The 14,219-nt window shown below is 69.4% G+C and carries 14 protein-coding genes; 4 read left to right on the top strand and 10 right to left on the bottom strand.

Annotation, left to right across the window (positions count from 1 at the left end; genetic code table 11):
- Positions 1-664: 664 nt before the first annotated feature.
- From ACZ6EG_RS31145 to ACZ6EG_RS31135, 3 genes are all read right to left on the bottom strand, one after another.
- Positions 665-2,227 (bottom strand): hypothetical protein, encoded by a 1,563-nt coding sequence (locus ACZ6EG_RS31145; protein WP_469609648.1) that lies wholly within the window; start codon positions 2,225-2,227, stop codon positions 665-667.
- A 503-nt stretch (positions 2,228-2,730) separates the two neighbouring features.
- Complete coding sequence (locus ACZ6EG_RS31140) at positions 2,731-3,060, bottom strand: hypothetical protein (protein ID WP_426598067.1); 330 nt, start codon at positions 3,058-3,060, stop codon at positions 2,731-2,733.
- A 19-nt stretch (positions 3,061-3,079) separates the two neighbouring features.
- Positions 3,080-4,366: an aromatic ring-hydroxylating oxygenase subunit alpha gene (locus ACZ6EG_RS31135; RefSeq protein WP_469609644.1), complete on the bottom strand. Its 1,287-nt coding sequence runs from the start codon at positions 4,364-4,366 to the stop codon at positions 3,080-3,082.
- Positions 4,367-4,580: 214 nt separating this feature from the next.
- Between ACZ6EG_RS31135 and ACZ6EG_RS31130 the strand changes: the two genes are divergently transcribed.
- From ACZ6EG_RS31130 to ACZ6EG_RS31120, 3 genes are read left to right on the top strand one after another with little or no spacing between them, the layout of a single operon-like run.
- On the top strand, positions 4,581-5,891 hold the full coding sequence (locus ACZ6EG_RS31130; protein ID WP_469609641.1) for a cytochrome P450: 1,311 nt from the start codon (positions 4,581-4,583) through the stop codon (positions 5,889-5,891).
- A complete protein-coding gene (locus tag ACZ6EG_RS31125) occupies positions 5,888-6,079 on the top strand; it encodes a ferredoxin (RefSeq protein WP_191887590.1) in 192 nt (63 codons plus the stop codon). Before ACZ6EG_RS31130 ends, ACZ6EG_RS31125 begins: the two co-directional genes overlap by 4 nt.
- A 25-nt stretch (positions 6,080-6,104) precedes the next feature.
- Entirely contained in the window at positions 6,105-6,410 is a 306-nt protein-coding gene (locus ACZ6EG_RS31120; protein WP_469609638.1) for a DUF1330 domain-containing protein, read from the top strand.
- A 63-nt stretch (positions 6,411-6,473) separates the two neighbouring features.
- Here the strand turns inward: ACZ6EG_RS31120 and ACZ6EG_RS31115 are convergent, their stop codons facing one another.
- Positions 6,474-7,925 carry an MFS transporter gene (locus ACZ6EG_RS31115; protein WP_469609636.1) on the bottom strand — a complete coding sequence of 484 codons (1,452 nt, stop codon included), beginning with the start codon at positions 7,923-7,925 and terminating at the stop codon, positions 6,474-6,476.
- Positions 7,926-8,124: 199 nt separating this feature from the next.
- On the opposite strand from ACZ6EG_RS31115, the gene ACZ6EG_RS31110 reads away from it, so the two are divergent.
- Positions 8,125-8,556 (top strand): MarR family winged helix-turn-helix transcriptional regulator, encoded by a 432-nt coding sequence (locus ACZ6EG_RS31110; protein ID WP_469609756.1) that lies wholly within the window; start codon positions 8,125-8,127, stop codon positions 8,554-8,556.
- Positions 8,557-8,658: 102 nt separating this feature from the next.
- Here ACZ6EG_RS31110 and ACZ6EG_RS31105 read toward each other — a convergent pair whose 3' ends face one another.
- From ACZ6EG_RS31105 to ACZ6EG_RS31080, 6 genes are read right to left on the bottom strand one after another with little or no spacing between them, the layout of a single operon-like run.
- Positions 8,659-9,960, bottom strand: a complete 1,302-nt coding sequence (locus ACZ6EG_RS31105; RefSeq protein WP_469609632.1) for an amidohydrolase family protein — start codon at positions 9,958-9,960, stop codon at positions 8,659-8,661.
- Positions 9,961-9,989: 29 nt separating this feature from the next.
- Complete coding sequence (locus tag ACZ6EG_RS31100; protein WP_191887586.1) at positions 9,990-10,307, bottom strand: hypothetical protein; 318 nt, start codon at positions 10,305-10,307, stop codon at positions 9,990-9,992.
- Positions 10,273-10,692, bottom strand: coding sequence for a hypothetical protein (locus ACZ6EG_RS31095; RefSeq protein ID WP_229830812.1), 420 nt, complete (start codon positions 10,690-10,692; stop codon positions 10,273-10,275). The genes ACZ6EG_RS31100 and ACZ6EG_RS31095 overlap by 35 nt, the downstream gene beginning before the upstream one ends.
- On the bottom strand, positions 10,689-11,414 hold the full coding sequence (locus tag ACZ6EG_RS31090) for an ABC transporter ATP-binding protein (RefSeq protein ID WP_469609628.1): 726 nt from the start codon (positions 11,412-11,414) through the stop codon (positions 10,689-10,691). Before ACZ6EG_RS31090 ends, ACZ6EG_RS31095 begins: the two co-directional genes overlap by 4 nt.
- Positions 11,411-12,121: an ABC transporter ATP-binding protein gene (locus ACZ6EG_RS31085; RefSeq protein ID WP_469609625.1), complete on the bottom strand. Its 711-nt coding sequence runs from the start codon at positions 12,119-12,121 to the stop codon at positions 11,411-11,413. The genes ACZ6EG_RS31090 and ACZ6EG_RS31085 overlap by 4 nt, the downstream gene beginning before the upstream one ends.
- The gene (locus tag ACZ6EG_RS31080) at positions 12,102-14,210 is read right to left on the bottom strand and encodes a branched-chain amino acid ABC transporter permease (RefSeq protein ID WP_469609622.1); all 2,109 of its coding nucleotides are present in this window, start codon (positions 14,208-14,210) and stop codon (positions 12,102-12,104) included. Before ACZ6EG_RS31080 ends, ACZ6EG_RS31085 begins: the two co-directional genes overlap by 20 nt.
- Positions 14,211-14,219: the final 9 nt, after the last annotated feature.

The raw sequence follows: 14,219 nt of genomic DNA, 5'->3' as shown, positions 1-14,219 counted from the left end.
CTGGCGCGGCAAGGGCGGAGCGCAGAAGTCCACCGCGCGCCTGATGGAGCTTTCAGGCACGAGGCCGTAGGCGGTGGGGACCGCTTCGCGCTGGCCGTACTGCCGCAGTGACGGAAGGCGACGACGCAAGAGACGCATCTGCTGATCACCCCAGATGCAGACCGAGCCGACACGGGGGGCGCCTGGCCAGACTCGGCGAGGAGGGGGTGGTGGACCGGGTGACGCTGCCCAGGCCAGTCGCATGCGCTGCTGGTTCCTCACCAGTACGGGACGCAGATCGCCTCCGCATGGCCCGGACTGCGTAGCTGGCGACCATCGCGGGCAGTGTCCGACCGCACCGTCGCCCGGCTGCGCGTCACACATGCCCTGGCGGTGTCCCAGGCCGGGCTCGCGTTCGTCCCGGGCGCCCGCGAACGGGGAGACGAGCCAGCCCCTGGACTGGGTCCCCGAGGCTTACCCCCTCGGAGGGTGTGGGGCCGTCGTCCCCGGGGCCCTCCTCTACCACCGGCTCAACGCCGACGACGGTGGTGGGGGCAGTTCTATGCTGAGAGCCTTCGCCGAAGCCGACCGGGCCACCATGGGCACCCCGAATGCCTCGCCGCCAAACTCGGCGCATAGGCCCGCCTCCACCACGCTGAGCGGCCCGCCCCGCCCGCCGCTTTGTCTACACGCGCTCCAAGACGATCAGATAGATCGCGTTGGGTGGCAAGTCGACGATCTCAGTGTGGGTCCTGCCGGGCCTGATGATCCTCTTGTCGACCATCTGAAGCTCTCCCTTGGCCGGATCGGCGAAGTAGTTGCTCGTCGTCTGGTCGATCCGGTACATGAGCCGGCGGACCGGACCGTGCCTGAGGTCCGACGGCATCCGGGACATGTCGATGGTGGCCCGGTAACTCCGGTCGTTCACGTGCTGCCAGTTCCAGACCATGAGGGACGCGCCGGTCCGGTCCTCCGACGCCAGCGCGTAGACGCCGTTGTCCCCTTCGAGGCTGTCCTTCGAGACGGCGGGCACCCGGGTGTCCTTCATCCTCGACTGCATCAGCAGCATGTTCCCATACGGCGTGAAGGTGTTGGCGGCCGGTCCGTACGGCGTGCGAGTCACCAACTGGTCCTTGCGTTCCTCGACGCGGTGCCGAACACACCAGTTGAACATGTAGGTGTCTGGCTGGTTCGCGAACAGGTAGCCGTAAGTGGCCATGCCGGCCGCCTGCCGAATGTAGTCCTTGCTGGGATCGGTGTCGTCGTAGGCCGGACCGGGATAGATACCCGTCTCGGTGACATAGCTCGGGATGTCCCGGCGGATGCGGCGCTCCTCCAGCCATCCGCGTAGGGTCTCCCGCTGCGACGCCACCACTCTCAGGTCACCGTTGTACATCGTCGGAACCTGGTAGTTGTCGTCCCACGCGAGGTAGGCGTGATACGAGAGGAAGTCCAGACGCTTGCGCGGGTCCTTGTCGGCTGCGAAGTCGTCGAGGAAGGGCTTCATCCATTTCGGGTCCATGTACATCAGCGCCGGTCCGCCGAGCTGGAGCCGGTCCGCACGCCGGAGGTGCCTGTTGACCTGATGGACGGCCTCGTAGTACGGCTCGTAGAAGCGGTACAGATCGCCGGGTTGCAACGTCGTTTGGTCCGCCGGGCGTCCCTGCTGGCGCTGCTTTCCGTGGAACTGCCAGTCCGGCTCGTTGAACGCCTCGACGTACTTGACGCGGGGGTACTTCTCCTTGATCCTCTGCAGGATCAGTCTGAGCATCGGCTCCAGGTCCTGCATCGGCCGCTTGCCCTCGACGAAGTCCGTCGGGTTCAGGTTGATCAGCAGCGAGTCGGACACCGTACTCGCCTCGGTGAGATAGGCGTCTAGCCTGGAGAAGTCGCAGGTCCGGGTCTTGAGGTCGCACTGGTTGAAGACGTTGTCCGCGGCGGAGGCATTGGGACTGCTGACCCACACGCGGTAGACGTCGCCGTGCAGCCCCTGCTTGTTCAGGAACTTCACGTCGTCGGCACGTTGCTTAGGCCATGCCGTGACGTTGCCGAAGTTGTTCAGCCGCTCCGGACGCGGCAGTTCGCCCTGCCGCGAGCCGAAATCGACAGATACCTTCGCCGAGGAGGAAGACGCGTGCGGCTCATCGGCCTGCGCCGCGACGGGCTGAATCGACGCAGTGACGAGGAGTGCGGCGATCGCTGCCGCTCCCAGCCCCCGCCTGATGGGGCACCTTCTGGTTGTCCGCATCTGGACACAACCTCACTTCCGGGAAGCCATGAGGACCATCGGGACACGGTGGGTAGGGCTGATTGGTGCTGGCCGAACGCGGCGTGAGTGACACGCCGGCGATGTCACGTTCATGTCATTGACGTACGCCACCGGGCCCATCCCCGGCCCCGGCACATGGCTGATTGTTCCCCTGGAGCGCACCAGAGGCCGCTCGGCCGTGAGCATACGGATCCACAAACACCGCGAGAAGACTGATGGCAGGTGCCAAGAATAGAATTCTGCACTGGGGCAAGTGACACGCTCAGGTACGAGCTCCAGACCTGCGCCGCTCCAAGGGGACGGGAACCGCCACTTCCCCGGCGCGATGGCCGCATAGGTCCTCGCCGAAGGCCGCGGCCTCCGCGCACCCCGGGGAAGCGCCCAGCAGCGCCTGGCGTACAGGTATGTGTAGAGGGCAAGGACGCCAGCGGCCCGCTAAGTGAGCCTACGGGCGGGTCTCGGCGCCGCCGTGCAGAGCCCGGTCAAACCGTCGGCTCGAGGATCGCGTCGATGCTGGAGGCGCCCGAGTCGGGCACCCGGGGCTGGCGCCACGCTTCGACGGAGAAGGCGACGGTCACCAGCGAGCAGAACAGCCACAGCAGGCGCTTGTCGGGCTCGGAGATGCCCTCCATCGGAGTCTTCTCCAGGTAGGCGGTGCCGGACTTCAGGAGAGGGAAGGCGACGTCGTAGAACGCGTCGAGCTCGTCCATCGTGCTGGAGATCCGCTTGGCGTAGCGGGCCTTCTCCGTCGGGATCGCCCAGTCGACGAACGGGTCCAGGGCTTCGAAGCCCTCGGGGAATGCACTGGCCATGGTGGGGCCCTCCTCGGGGTCAGGACACTGCCGGGGCGCCGGACGTACGGCGCTGGTACTCGCGGACATGCTCCTCGGCGGAGCGGTGGAGGTGCCGCAGGAGTACTTCCTGGTCGTTCAGCGGGAAACGGTCGACCGTGCCCGACTCGAGCATGGTCTGGGTCGCTTCCAGCGTGTTGCCGTCCTGGAGGCCGTACTCCTTGAACGACACGGCGGCCAGCTCCTGCTGCAGTCGCTCGAAGGCATTCTTGGGCGGGACGAAGTAGCACGTCCCCTCGAAGATGTGCGTGTTGTACGACGTCGGCCAGTAGTGGTACGTGAGCACCCAGTTCGGCCGCCAGACCAGGAGCATGAAGTTGGGGAAGAAGACGAAGGAGTCCATGCCCCAGCGCGGGTCACGTGTGGGGTTGATGGCCGGCGGCAGTTCCTCGGTGGTCATTCCGATGTCCGGCGCGTCCCACGGGCCGAACAGACCACTGCGCAGCGCCGCCTCGATGGGCTTGACCATCTCGCGGTCGTGCGGCGGGGCGATGCCGCCCCAGGACGACACCATGCTGTGCGGGCCGTCGATGTCGTAGTGGAGCCCTTCGTATCCGTACTTGGCGATCCGGCGGGCCTGGTCGGGCGTGTACTGGCCGGAGTGAAGGATCGGCGCGTGGTAGAACTCGGCGAACGCGTCGATGAAGAGCTTCCAGTTGCTGCCGATCTCGGCGCGGTACTTGTGCACCTGGGTCAGCTTGTGGAACGGGTACCCCTCGATGCCCTTGGCCAGCTCGCCCAGGTACTCCCGAAGTGGCGTGGTGTTCTCGGTGTCGAGGTTGACGAAGATGAACCCTTCCCACACCTCGGCCCGGACCCGCTTGAGACCGTAGTCCGACTTATCCAGATCGAAGAACTCGCCCTCCTGCTGGACGAAGGCGAGCTTGCCGTCCAGGTCGTAGCGCCAGGCGTGGTACTTGCACGTGAACTGGCGGCAGACGCCGCTGGTCTCCTCGCGGGGGAAGTCGTTCCAGACGAGCTTGTTGCCGCGGTGCCGGCACACGTTGTGGAAGGCGCGTACCTCGCCGTCGGTGCCGCGCACCACGATGACGGAGGTCCGAGCGGCGTCCAGCTCCTTGGTGAAGTAGCTGCCCTTGCGCGGGAGCTGCTCGACGCGCCCGACGTTGAGCCAGGTGCGCTTGAAGATCGCCTCCCGCTCCAGTTCGTAGTGCTCGGGCGAGGTCGAGTCGGCGTAGGAGACCGGCTCGGTGTCGACCTTGAGATGCTTGGTCCAACTACCCTCTTCGGGCTTCTTGAAATGCGCCATGGGGTCGGGTCCTCCAGTTGACGACGCCGCTCGTACAACTCGCTCGGTAACTGCAGTCTCTTGCTGCGAGAACGGTATTCTCTTTTCTTCGCAACAGTCAAGAACGCTGTATCGACTCTGAGGATGGTTCCGGCGGTAACTCTCTTCTCCGTCACAGAGATGCGGGCTATCGTTCCGGTTGACCGGGGCCAGACGAAGGAGGCGTTCTCACTCCATGACGGACCATGACGCGATCGACTTCTTCCGGGACGACGCGCTCGTCGCGGACCCCTACCCCTACTTCGAGCACCTGCGGGCGCGGTGTCCACTACAACGCGAACCACACCACGACGTGATCATGGTGACCGGCTATGAAGAGGCGGTGCAGATCTACAACGACCACGAGACGTTCTCGTCGTGCACGTCGGTCACCGGCCCGTTCCCCGGGTTCCCGGTCCCCCTGGAAGGGGACGACGTCAGTGAGCTGATCGCACGGCATCGCGACGAGCTGCCCATGAGCGACCAGTTGCCCACCCTCGACCCGCCCGTGCACACCGCGCATCGCGCCCTGCTGATGCGCCTGATCACGCCCAAGCGCCTCAAGGAGAACGAGGCCGCCATGTGGCGCATCGCCGACGGAGTCCTGGACGACTACCTGGCCCAGGGTGAGGGGGACCTCGTCCGCGGCTTCGCGGGCCCCTTCACCATGCTGGTCATCGCCGACCTGCTCGGTGTGCCCGAGGAGGATCGCGCGGAGTTCCGGGCCAGGCTCCAGGGCCCGGAGGCGCACGGGGCCGGTATCGGCAGCACCGGCGAAGAGGCCCTGGAGCAGTCGCCCTTGGATTTCCTCTACGGGCGGTTCACCACGTACATCGAGCAGCGCCGCCGCGAGCCACGCGAGGACGTCCTGACGGGGCTGGCCACCGCAACCTTCCCCGACGGCTCGATCCCCGAGGTCGCCGACGTCGTCCGTGTCGCCGCCAACCTGTTCGCGGCCGGCCAGGAGACGACCGTCCGCCTGCTCGGCTCGGCGCTGCGGACCCTCGCCGAGCGTCCCGAGTTGCAACGGCTGCTGCGGACCGAACGCCGTCGCGTCCCCGCGTTCATCGAGGAGTCACTGCGCACGGAAAGCCCGGTCAAGGGCGACTTCCGACTGGCGCGGACAGCCACGACGGTGGGCGGAGTCGATCTCCCGGCCGGCACCACGGTGATGCTCGTCAACAGCGCCGCGAACCGCGATCCGCGCCAGTTCACCGATCCCGGGGTCTTCGACCTCGAACGGGCCAACGCCCGGCGGCACATCGCCTTCGGTCGCGGCATCCACAGCTGTCCGGGCGCCCCGCTGGCCCGGGCCGAGGCGCGAGTGGCGATCAAATGCCTGCTGGACCGCACGACGGACATCAGGATCTCCGAGCGGGCGCACGGGCCGGCAGGCAACCGCCGCTACAGCTACGTCCCGACGTTCATCCTGCGCGGGCTGACCGAACTGCACCTCGAGTTCGACACCGTCAGGGCCGCCGACAGCACCGGGAGCGAGGCGCGATGAAAGTCACGGTCGACGACGACCGCTGCCGCGGGCACGGGGTGTGCTGTGGCATCTGTCCCGAGGTCTTCGACCTGAGCGACGACGGGTACTCCATGGTGCTGCTGACCGAGGTCCCCACCGAGCACGAGCAGTCCGTGCGCAGGGCCGCCGCCCTGTGCCCCGAGCGCGCCATCACGACGACGGGTTGACGACCCGCGCGGCGAAGGAGATCCGATGCCCAAGGCGTACGTCATCATGACCGAGGCCATCAGGGACGAGGAGGGCATGGCCGCCTACGGCAAGGCCTCCGCAGCGTCGATGACCGGGGCCGGCGCCCGTGTCCGGGCCGTAGACCCCCGCCCCCAGGTCCTGGAGGGCGAGTGGCACGGCGACAGGACGGTCATCGTCGAGTTCGACTCGGTGGAGGCGGCACGAGCCTGGTACGAGTCGGCCGGTTACCAGGAGGCGATACCGCTCCGCCAGGCCGCGGCCGTCACCAACGCCGTCCTCGTCGCCGGCCTGTCACCGCGTCTCGAGTGACCCCCGTACACGTCAGGGTCCGGTGGGCGCAGCCGGACGCTGCGCACCGGGCCCTGTAACGGTTCAGACGCGGGCCGGAGCCTGCTCCGCGGAGGCCGGCTCCTCACCGGCACGGTTCCCCTCGCCGCGGATGGCGGGGATCATGACCGCGACGGCGGCCGACACGAGCGCCACGCCGCAGCCGATCATCAGACCCGTGCGGAAGCCGTCCTCGGAGGCGAGCGTGTGGCCGCCCATGGTGATGGTCATCTGCGCCAGGACGACACCGATCACCGCCGAGCCGATCGTCGTGCCGAGCGAGCGCATGAGGGTGTTGAAGCCGTTGGCCGCCGCCGTCTCGGAGACCGGGACGGCACTCATGATCAGGGCGGGCATCGCGCCGTAGGCGAGGCCGACGCCGCTGTTGATGACGATGCCGACGATCATCAGGCCCCAGGCGGATCCCATGAGCACGAGCGCGAGCCCGTAGCCGGCGGCCATCACCAACGCTCCGAGGATCAGGGCGACCTTCGGACCGCGCGCGTTGATCAGCTTCCCGCCGAGCGGGGAGACGATCATCATCATCACGCCGCCGGGCGCCATCCACAGGCCGGTCGCCAGCATCGACTCGCCCAGACCGTAGCCGGTGGCCTCGGGGAACTGGAGCAGCTGCGGCGCGATCAGCATGAAGGCGTACATCCCGACACCGATGAGGATGGAGGCGCCGTTGGTGAGCAGCACGCGCGGGCGGGCGGTGGTGCGCAGGTCGACGAGCGGGTCGCGGGTGCGCAGCTCGTAGAAGCCCCAGACGAGCAGGGCCACGACCGCCAGGACGAACAGGCCCAGCGTGGTGCCCGAGGTCCAGCCCCAGTCGCCGCCCTTGGAGATGGCCAGGAGCAGGGAGACCAGGCCGATGGCGAGACCGATGGCTCCGGGGGCGTCGAAGCGCTGGCCCTTGGCGGCGGCGGGCACGTCCGGGATGACGACGTAGATCAGCGCGCCGATCAGCAGGGCGAGCCCGGCCGAGCCCCAGAACAGGACGCGCCAGTTGGCGTACTGGGCGACGGCGGCGGCGATGGGCAGGCCGAGGGCACCGCCGATGCCCATGGAGGCGCTGACCAGGGCGATGGATCCGCTCAGCTTCTCCTGCGGGACGACGTCACGCAGGAGGGCGATTCCCAGCGGCACCATGCCCATGCCCATGCCCTGCAGACCACGTCCGATGATCATCGGCAGGACGGACGAGGAGAGCGCGCAGACCACCGAGCCGATGACCAGGGGCACGGCGCAGACCAGCAGCATGCGCCGCTTGCCCACCAGGTCACCGAGGCGCCCGGAGACCGGGACGCACACGCCCGCGACGAGGAGCGTGACCGTGATCACCCACGCCGCGTTGGAGGGCGTCGTGTCCAGCATCCGGGGCAGATCCGCGATCAGCGGGGTCACCAGGGTCTGCATGATCGCGGCGACGGTGCCCGCCAGGGCGAGTGTGGCGACGACGCCGTTCGAGCGGGTGGTCGGCTGAGGGCCGTCCATGGTGGAGCTCCTCTGGGAAACGTCAACGGAGGCACCTCGCGTCGGGCGCCGATATGCATCATACACATGCTGTGTATCCACCACATTTCATGTGCGATGCATATGATGGACGGGAAGCGAACTCTCGGGAGTCGCGGCACGGAGGGAGACGGCAGTGGACACGGCAGGCGGGGCCACGGACCGGGTCGAGTTCGAGCAGATGCTGCTGGGCCGGTACATGCATCTGCACAAGGGCAAGGGCCGCCGTACCGGCGGTGTCCTGGACCGCAGCGCGTACATTCTGCTCAGCCGCATCCGTGTGGAGGGCCCGATGTCGATCGGGCAGCTCGGTGACGCCTTCGGACTGGACGTCTCCACGCTCAACCGGCAGACCGCCGCAGCGATGCGCGCGGGCCTTGTCGAGCGTATCCCCGACCCCGACGGGGGCATGGCCCGCAAGTTCCGCATCACCGAGGAGGGCGAACGGCGCCTCGACGAGGAACGCACGGGCGTCGTCGCCAGCCTGGACCGCATCATGGCCGACTGGCCGGAGGAGGACATCGCGGCGTTCGCCGACTACCTCCAGCGGTTCAACTCCGACATCGAGCGGCTGCACGGGATGCCGTGGCCCCGTCCGCAGAAGGTGGTCTGACTTCCCCATGTGCCGCCGGGCCGGCACGGCCCGCCGCCATGAGCCCACGCGAAACCGGCCCGGCGCCCTCGCGGGTCCGGACCGGTCCGTTCGGCTCGGAACTCAGTCCCGCGCCGCCGCCAGGGCCGCCTCCGCCTTCCTGCGGTAGTTGGCCAGCTTCTCCAGCGGAGCGACGGCCGCCTGCTTGCTGCGGGGCTGGACGGACACGTCGTGTCCCTCGGCGGCCTTGCGCAGCGCACCCACCGTGGCCTGCTCGCGCGGCACGTGCGCGAACGGGTCGAAGGAGTACCAGCGCATCGCGTTCTCGTGGGTCATCTTGTTGATCTCGTCGTCCGGCACGTTGTTCGCCGTGAGCACCTCGTGCAGCTCTTCCGGGGCGTTGGGCCACATGGAGTCGCTGTGCGGGTAGTCCGCCTCCCAGCAGATGTTGTCGACGCCGATGTCGTGCCGGAGCTTCACGCCGACGGGGTCGGAGATGAAGCAGGTCAGGAAGTGCTCGCGGAACACCTCCGACGGCAGCTTGCCGCCGAAGTCCTGGAGGGTCCAGGTGGCATGCATCTCGAAGGTGCGGTCGATCCGATCCAGGAAGTACGGGATCCAGCCGGTGCCACCCTCGGACAGCGCGATCCTGACGCCCGGGTACTCCTTCAGGACGCGGGACCAGATCAGGTCGGCCGCCGCCTGGACCAGGTTGATCGGCTGGAGGGTGATCATGACGTCCGGCGGGGCGTCGGGGGCGGTGATGGCGAGGCGCCCGGAGGAGCCGATGTGAAGGTTCATCACCGTGCCGCAGTCGGTCAGCGCACGCCACACCGGGTCCCAGTACTCCGTGTGGAAACTCGGGTAGCCGAGCGGGACCGGGTTCTCCGGGAAGGTCAGCGCGTGGCAGCCCTTCTCCGCGACCCTCCGGATCTCCTGGGCGCACAGCTCGGCGTCCCAGATCGCCGGCAGCGCCATGGGGATGAACCGTCCGGGGTGGGCGCCGCACCACTCGTCGATGTGCCAGTCGTTGTAGGCGCGCACCAGGGCGAGGGAGAAGTCGGAGTCCTCGGTGGCGAACATCCGGGCGGAGAAGCCGGGGAAGGAGGGGAAGTTCATCTGGGCCAGGACGCCGCCGGCGTTCATGTCGGCGACCCGCTCGTCGACGTCGTAGCAGCCTGGCCTGATCTCGGCCAGGCCCTGCGGCTCCATGCCGTACTCCTCCTTGGGACGCCCGGCGACCGCGTTGAGCGCGACATTGCCGACGGAGTTGTCCCGGAACTGCCAGACGTCGGTGCCGTCGTCTCGGTGGACCAGGCGCGGGGCGTCCTTCTTGTAGCGGGCCGGCAGGTGATTGGCGAAGATGTCGGGCGGCTCGATGATGTGGTCGTCGACGCTGATCAGGATCATGTCGTCGCGGTCCATGAGGACCCTCCTCGGGGCTCGGTCTCGGTTCAGTCGGAGGCGGGCAGCGCCTTCGGCGCTTTGATGGTCAGCGGTTCCCCTGCATAGGCGAGGTGGCCGGGGCCCGACGCGGTACAGAGGAGTTCGAGGGTGTCGGCCGGGTCCACGTACCGTTTGCCGATCAAGGTGCCCGTGGCCTCCCCGGCCGGGGCGGGGACGGGTGCCTGATCGGCGGGGACCATCGGGCTGCCGCCGCACTCGATCGGGCCGGCGGCCTGCTGCGGGGCCCGGATGACGATCACCCGTGTGGTGCCGGTGGCCGAGGCGAGCTGGTCACCGGGGCGCGGGGTCGGTGCGGGGGACGCCATGGCGTGGATCTCCTTCCGGGAGAGGGTGGGTCGGGAGTGTCGTGGTGAGCCGCTCCCCCAGCAGTTCCAGGTCGTAGGACTGGCGGGCCAGCCAGAAGCGCAGGAAGCCGGTGAGCGAGTAGCGCAGGAAGAGGGCCGCGCCCACCACCGCGGCGGCGATCCCGCCGAGGCCGACGGCAAGCGCATCGCCCTGGGCGAGCGAGTTGTCCGTGCCGTGGGCGAGAGGGAAGGCGACCGCGCCGAGCACGAGCCCCACGGCCATCAGCAGACCGCCGAGACGGAGCCACAGGGCGGCGCGCGCGGCGGCGGGGTCCGGGATCTTCAGCTCGGCGAGTTCGCGGGCGAACCGTTCCGCGCGTGGTCGCGGTGCGGGGCTGGACGTCATGGGGCGCTCCCCAGGTAGTAGGAGGAGAGTTCGGCGTGCAGGGACCTGTCGGGAGGTCCCTGCCACGGGATCCGGCCGCGGGCCAGGACGGCGACGTGGTCGGCGATCTTCAGCACGGCAGCGGCGAACTGTTCGACGATCAGGACCGCGACGCCCTCCCGGGCGATGCACGCGACCCGTTCGTACAGGTCCGCCACGACCAATGGGGCCAGACCCATGGAGAGTTCGTCGAGCAGGAGGACGGCGGGATCGGTGGTGAGTCCGCGGGCGAGGGCGAGCATCTGCTGTTCGCCGCCGGACAGGGTGCCGGCCGCTTGGGTGCGACGGTCGCCGAGGACGGGGAAGCGGGCGTAGGCGGCGTCCTCGATCTCTTCCCGGGTGCGGCCCGTGAAGGTCATCATCCAGAGGTTGTCCCGCACGGAGAGGTTGGGGAAGACCCCGCGCCCCTCGGGGATGAGGCAGACGCCGGAACGGGCGAGGTCCCCGGCGCGGGCGCCGGAGACGTCTCGGCCGCCGAGGTTCAGCCGGCCGGCGCTGGGCGGGTGAACTCCGGCGGCCACGTTCAGCGTGGTGGTCTTGCCCGCCCCGTTGGGGCCGAGCAGTGCCACGACCTGGCCGGCGTCGACCGTGAGGTCCACGCCGTGCAGGACGGTGATGCCGTCGTACGCGGCGCGCACACCGCTCAGTTCGAGGAGCGGTCCCCCGATGGCGCCCGTGGTCATTCCTTCCCCAGGTAGGCCGCGAGTACCGTTTTGTCGTGCCGGATCCGCGCGGGCGGGCCGCTGGCGACGACGATGCCGAGGTCGAGGACGTGGACCTCGTCGCACACGGTCATCACCAGGCTCATGTCGTGTTCGACGAGGAGTACGGCGGTGCCCTCCGCGGCGAGGGAGCGCAGCAGGTCGGCGAAGCGGCCGGTCTCCTCGGTGTCCTGGCCTGCGGCGGGTTCGTCGAGGAGCAGGACCTTCGGTTCCAGGACGAGCACGCGGGCGACCTCGACGAGCCGGGCCACGCCGGTGGGCAGGGCGTCGGCGGGCGCGTCGGCCTGGTCCGTCAGTCCCAGGTGGTCCAGGACCCGGTCCGCCGTACGGGCCGCCTGGCGTCGGCCGGGGCCGAGTTCGGCGGCGACGAGGAGGTTGTCGCGGACGGTGAGGCGTCCGAACAGCTCCAGGTGCTGGAAGGTGCGGGAGAGTCCGCGTCGGGCTCTGCGGGCCGGGCCCTCCCGGGTGATGTCGTGTCCGTCGAGCAGGACCCGGCCGGTGAGCGGCCGGCGCAGTCCGGAGATGACGTCGAACAGGGTGCTCTTCCCCGCTCCGTTGGGTCCGATGAGCCCGGTGACGCGGCCCGCTTCCGCGGCCACGGTCACCGTGTCCAGGGCGCGGCGCCCTCCGAAGGAGACGCTCACCTCCTCAGCTCGCAGCAGTGGCACGGCTCAGCACCTCCCCGTCCTCGGGCTTCCACGGTCGGCGCAGGCCCCACCACTCCAGGGGGATGTCCGGGGCCGGTTGTCGCCGCGCGGAGGCGCGGGCGTTGAGCGACAGGGCTGCCACGAGGGCCGCCACGAGTGTCAGGCCGCCGCTCACCGCGTTGGTGGCGGCGAGCAGCCAGCACAGGGCGAGCACACCGAGCAGTGCGGGGAACAGGGTCCGGTCACGGGCGAGTTTCGCCCACTCGGCGTGCATGCGGGGGGCCACTCCGGCCGGACTGTGCGCGAGGCCCATCCCGGCGAGTGCGATGAGCAGCGTCGAGAGGTCGTGGGCCCAGCTGCCGAGTTCCGCGAACAGCTGCGTCGGGACAACGAAGGCGAGCCCGGCAAACAGGCCCGTTCCCACGGCTCCGAGCCCTCCGATGACAGCGATGAGGAAGATCGGCAGGCCGGCGACGAGGCTGAACTGCTCGGCGGTGACGGTCTGCAACTGCATGCCGTAGAGGGCCCCGCCGAGGCCGGCGAGCCCGGCCGACAGGGCGAAGACGGCCACTTTGGCGCCGAGTAGGCGCCCGCCGAGGGTGGCGAAGGCGGCCTCGCTGTCGCGCAGGGCGATCAGCCGGCGGCCGATGCGGCCTCGGCGCAGCGCGGCCACGGCGAGCGAGGCGAGCGCGAGGAGGGCGGCGGCCAGCAGCAGCAGTTGGGTGGGGGAGGTGAGGTGCCAGCCGAACAGGTCGGGGCCGGTGACCGGCACGGATCCCTGGTCGAACAGGGTGATGCGCACGCCGAACACGTCGAAGGCGGGGAGGGTGAAGACCCAGCGGTCGAGGATGACGGCGAAGGCGGCGGTGCCGAGCGCCAGATAGACGCCGGAGAGGCGCAGCGCGGGAAGGGCGACGAGTGCTCCCACGCCTGCCGCGATCAGCACGGCGACGGGCAGCGCCCACAGCTCGCCGTGCGCGCCGAGGTGGCCCCACACCACCGCGCCGATGCCCGCGATGGACAGCTGGCACAACGAGATCTGTCCCGTGAAGCCGGCCAGCGGCACGAAGGACAGGGCGATGACGCCGAGGGAGAAGACCGTGCCGTAGGAGATGATCGCGTCCTCGGTCAGGACGGTGACCAGCACGACCGCGAGGAGCACGACGCTGCCCGCGAAGACGAGGCTGCCGCGTGCGGTGGGCAGCGGTACGCGGACCAGTCGGCGGTCGCGGCCGCGCAGTCGGCGGTGCGGGAAGGCGAGCAGCGCCAGGAGGAGGAGCAGGGCGGGGGCGGCCAGGCGAAGGCCGGGCAGGAAGTCGTTCCGCGGCAGGTAGCCGGCGAGGTAGGCCTCCAGCAGGCCGACCACGACCGCGCCGAGGAAGGTGAGCGGCAGGCTGCGCAGTCTGCCGAAGACGGCGGCGGTGTAGGCGCTGACGATCAGTAGGGAGAGCTGCTGGGCGTCGAGGGCGACGGTGGGCGCGATGAGGATGCCGCCGACGGCGGCGAGCTGGATGCCGAGTATCCAGGCGAGGCGGCCGGCCCGCAACGGGTCGGCGCCGGTCAGGCCGGCCAGGGCGCGGTCGTCGACCGAGGCGCGCATCTCCGTGCCGGCCCGGGTGCGGTGCAGCAGGAACCACAGTGCCGCGGCCACGGCGACCGCGACCGCCATGGTGACTGCCTGGTGCCAGGTCATGGAGGCGGGGCCGAGCCGGATGGCGGAGCGGTCGGCGAAGAACGGGGCGAGAGGCCGGGCGGTGTTGGGGTCCCAGACCCAGCGGGCCAGCGCGATGCATCCGGTGAGCAGGGCCACCGTCATGACGAGGCGTTCGGCCTCGCCGAGGGCCTGGACCGGGCGCATCAGCACCCGCTCGACGAAGAGGCCGAAGGCCGGCGCGAGGATGAGCAGCACGGTGGCGAGGGCGAGCGGCACCGGCCATTCCCAGCCGACGGCGAGCTGCCAGTAGGAGAAGGCCGCGAGCATGCCGGCAGCGCCGTGGGCGAAGTTGAAGACGCCCGCCGTGGTGTGGGTGAGTACCAGGCCGCTGCCGATCACGGCGTAGATCGCGGCGGTGCTCAGGCCCACCACCGTGAAGGCCAGGAATTGATCCATGACTTGGAA

The organism is Streptomyces sp. NPDC041968, from assembly GCF_055589025.1.
The sequence above is the reverse complement of the archived record's forward strand: the minus strand, read 5'-3'. Positions and strand labels throughout refer to the sequence as shown.

What these genes read in the sequence shown, in the direction of transcription:
- ACZ6EG_RS31100 (WP_191887586.1), bottom strand. Translation starts at nt 10,307, where the DNA reads ATGGCGTCCCCCGCACCGACCCCGCGCCCCGGTGACCAGCTCGCCTCG.
- ACZ6EG_RS31105 (WP_469609632.1), bottom strand. Translation starts at nt 9,960, where the DNA reads ATGGACCGCGACGACATGATCCTGATCAGCGTCGACGACCACATCATC.
- ACZ6EG_RS31090 (WP_469609628.1), bottom strand. Translation starts at nt 11,414, where the DNA reads ATGACCACGGGCGCCATCGGGGGACCGCTCCTCGAACTGAGCGGTGTG.
- ACZ6EG_RS31080 (WP_469609622.1), bottom strand. Translation starts at nt 14,210, where the DNA reads ATGGATCAATTCCTGGCCTTCACGGTGGTGGGCCTGAGCACCGCCGCG.
- ACZ6EG_RS31130 (WP_469609641.1), top strand. Translation starts at nt 4,581, where the DNA reads ATGACGGACCATGACGCGATCGACTTCTTCCGGGACGACGCGCTCGTC.
- ACZ6EG_RS31135 (WP_469609644.1), bottom strand. Translation starts at nt 4,366, where the DNA reads ATGGCGCATTTCAAGAAGCCCGAAGAGGGTAGTTGGACCAAGCATCTC.
- ACZ6EG_RS31120 (WP_469609638.1), top strand. Translation starts at nt 6,105, where the DNA reads ATGCCCAAGGCGTACGTCATCATGACCGAGGCCATCAGGGACGAGGAG.
- ACZ6EG_RS31095 (WP_229830812.1), bottom strand. Translation starts at nt 10,692, where the DNA reads ATGACGTCCAGCCCCGCACCGCGACCACGCGCGGAACGGTTCGCCCGC.
- ACZ6EG_RS31145 (WP_469609648.1), bottom strand. Translation starts at nt 2,227, where the DNA reads ATGCGGACAACCAGAAGGTGCCCCATCAGGCGGGGGCTGGGAGCGGCA.
- ACZ6EG_RS31125 (WP_191887590.1), top strand. Translation starts at nt 5,888, where the DNA reads ATGAAAGTCACGGTCGACGACGACCGCTGCCGCGGGCACGGGGTGTGC.
- ACZ6EG_RS31115 (WP_469609636.1), bottom strand. Translation starts at nt 7,925, where the DNA reads ATGGACGGCCCTCAGCCGACCACCCGCTCGAACGGCGTCGTCGCCACA.
- ACZ6EG_RS31140 (WP_426598067.1), bottom strand. Translation starts at nt 3,060, where the DNA reads ATGGCCAGTGCATTCCCCGAGGGCTTCGAAGCCCTGGACCCGTTCGTC.
- ACZ6EG_RS31110 (WP_469609756.1), top strand. Translation starts at nt 8,125, where the DNA reads ATGCTGCTGGGCCGGTACATGCATCTGCACAAGGGCAAGGGCCGCCGT.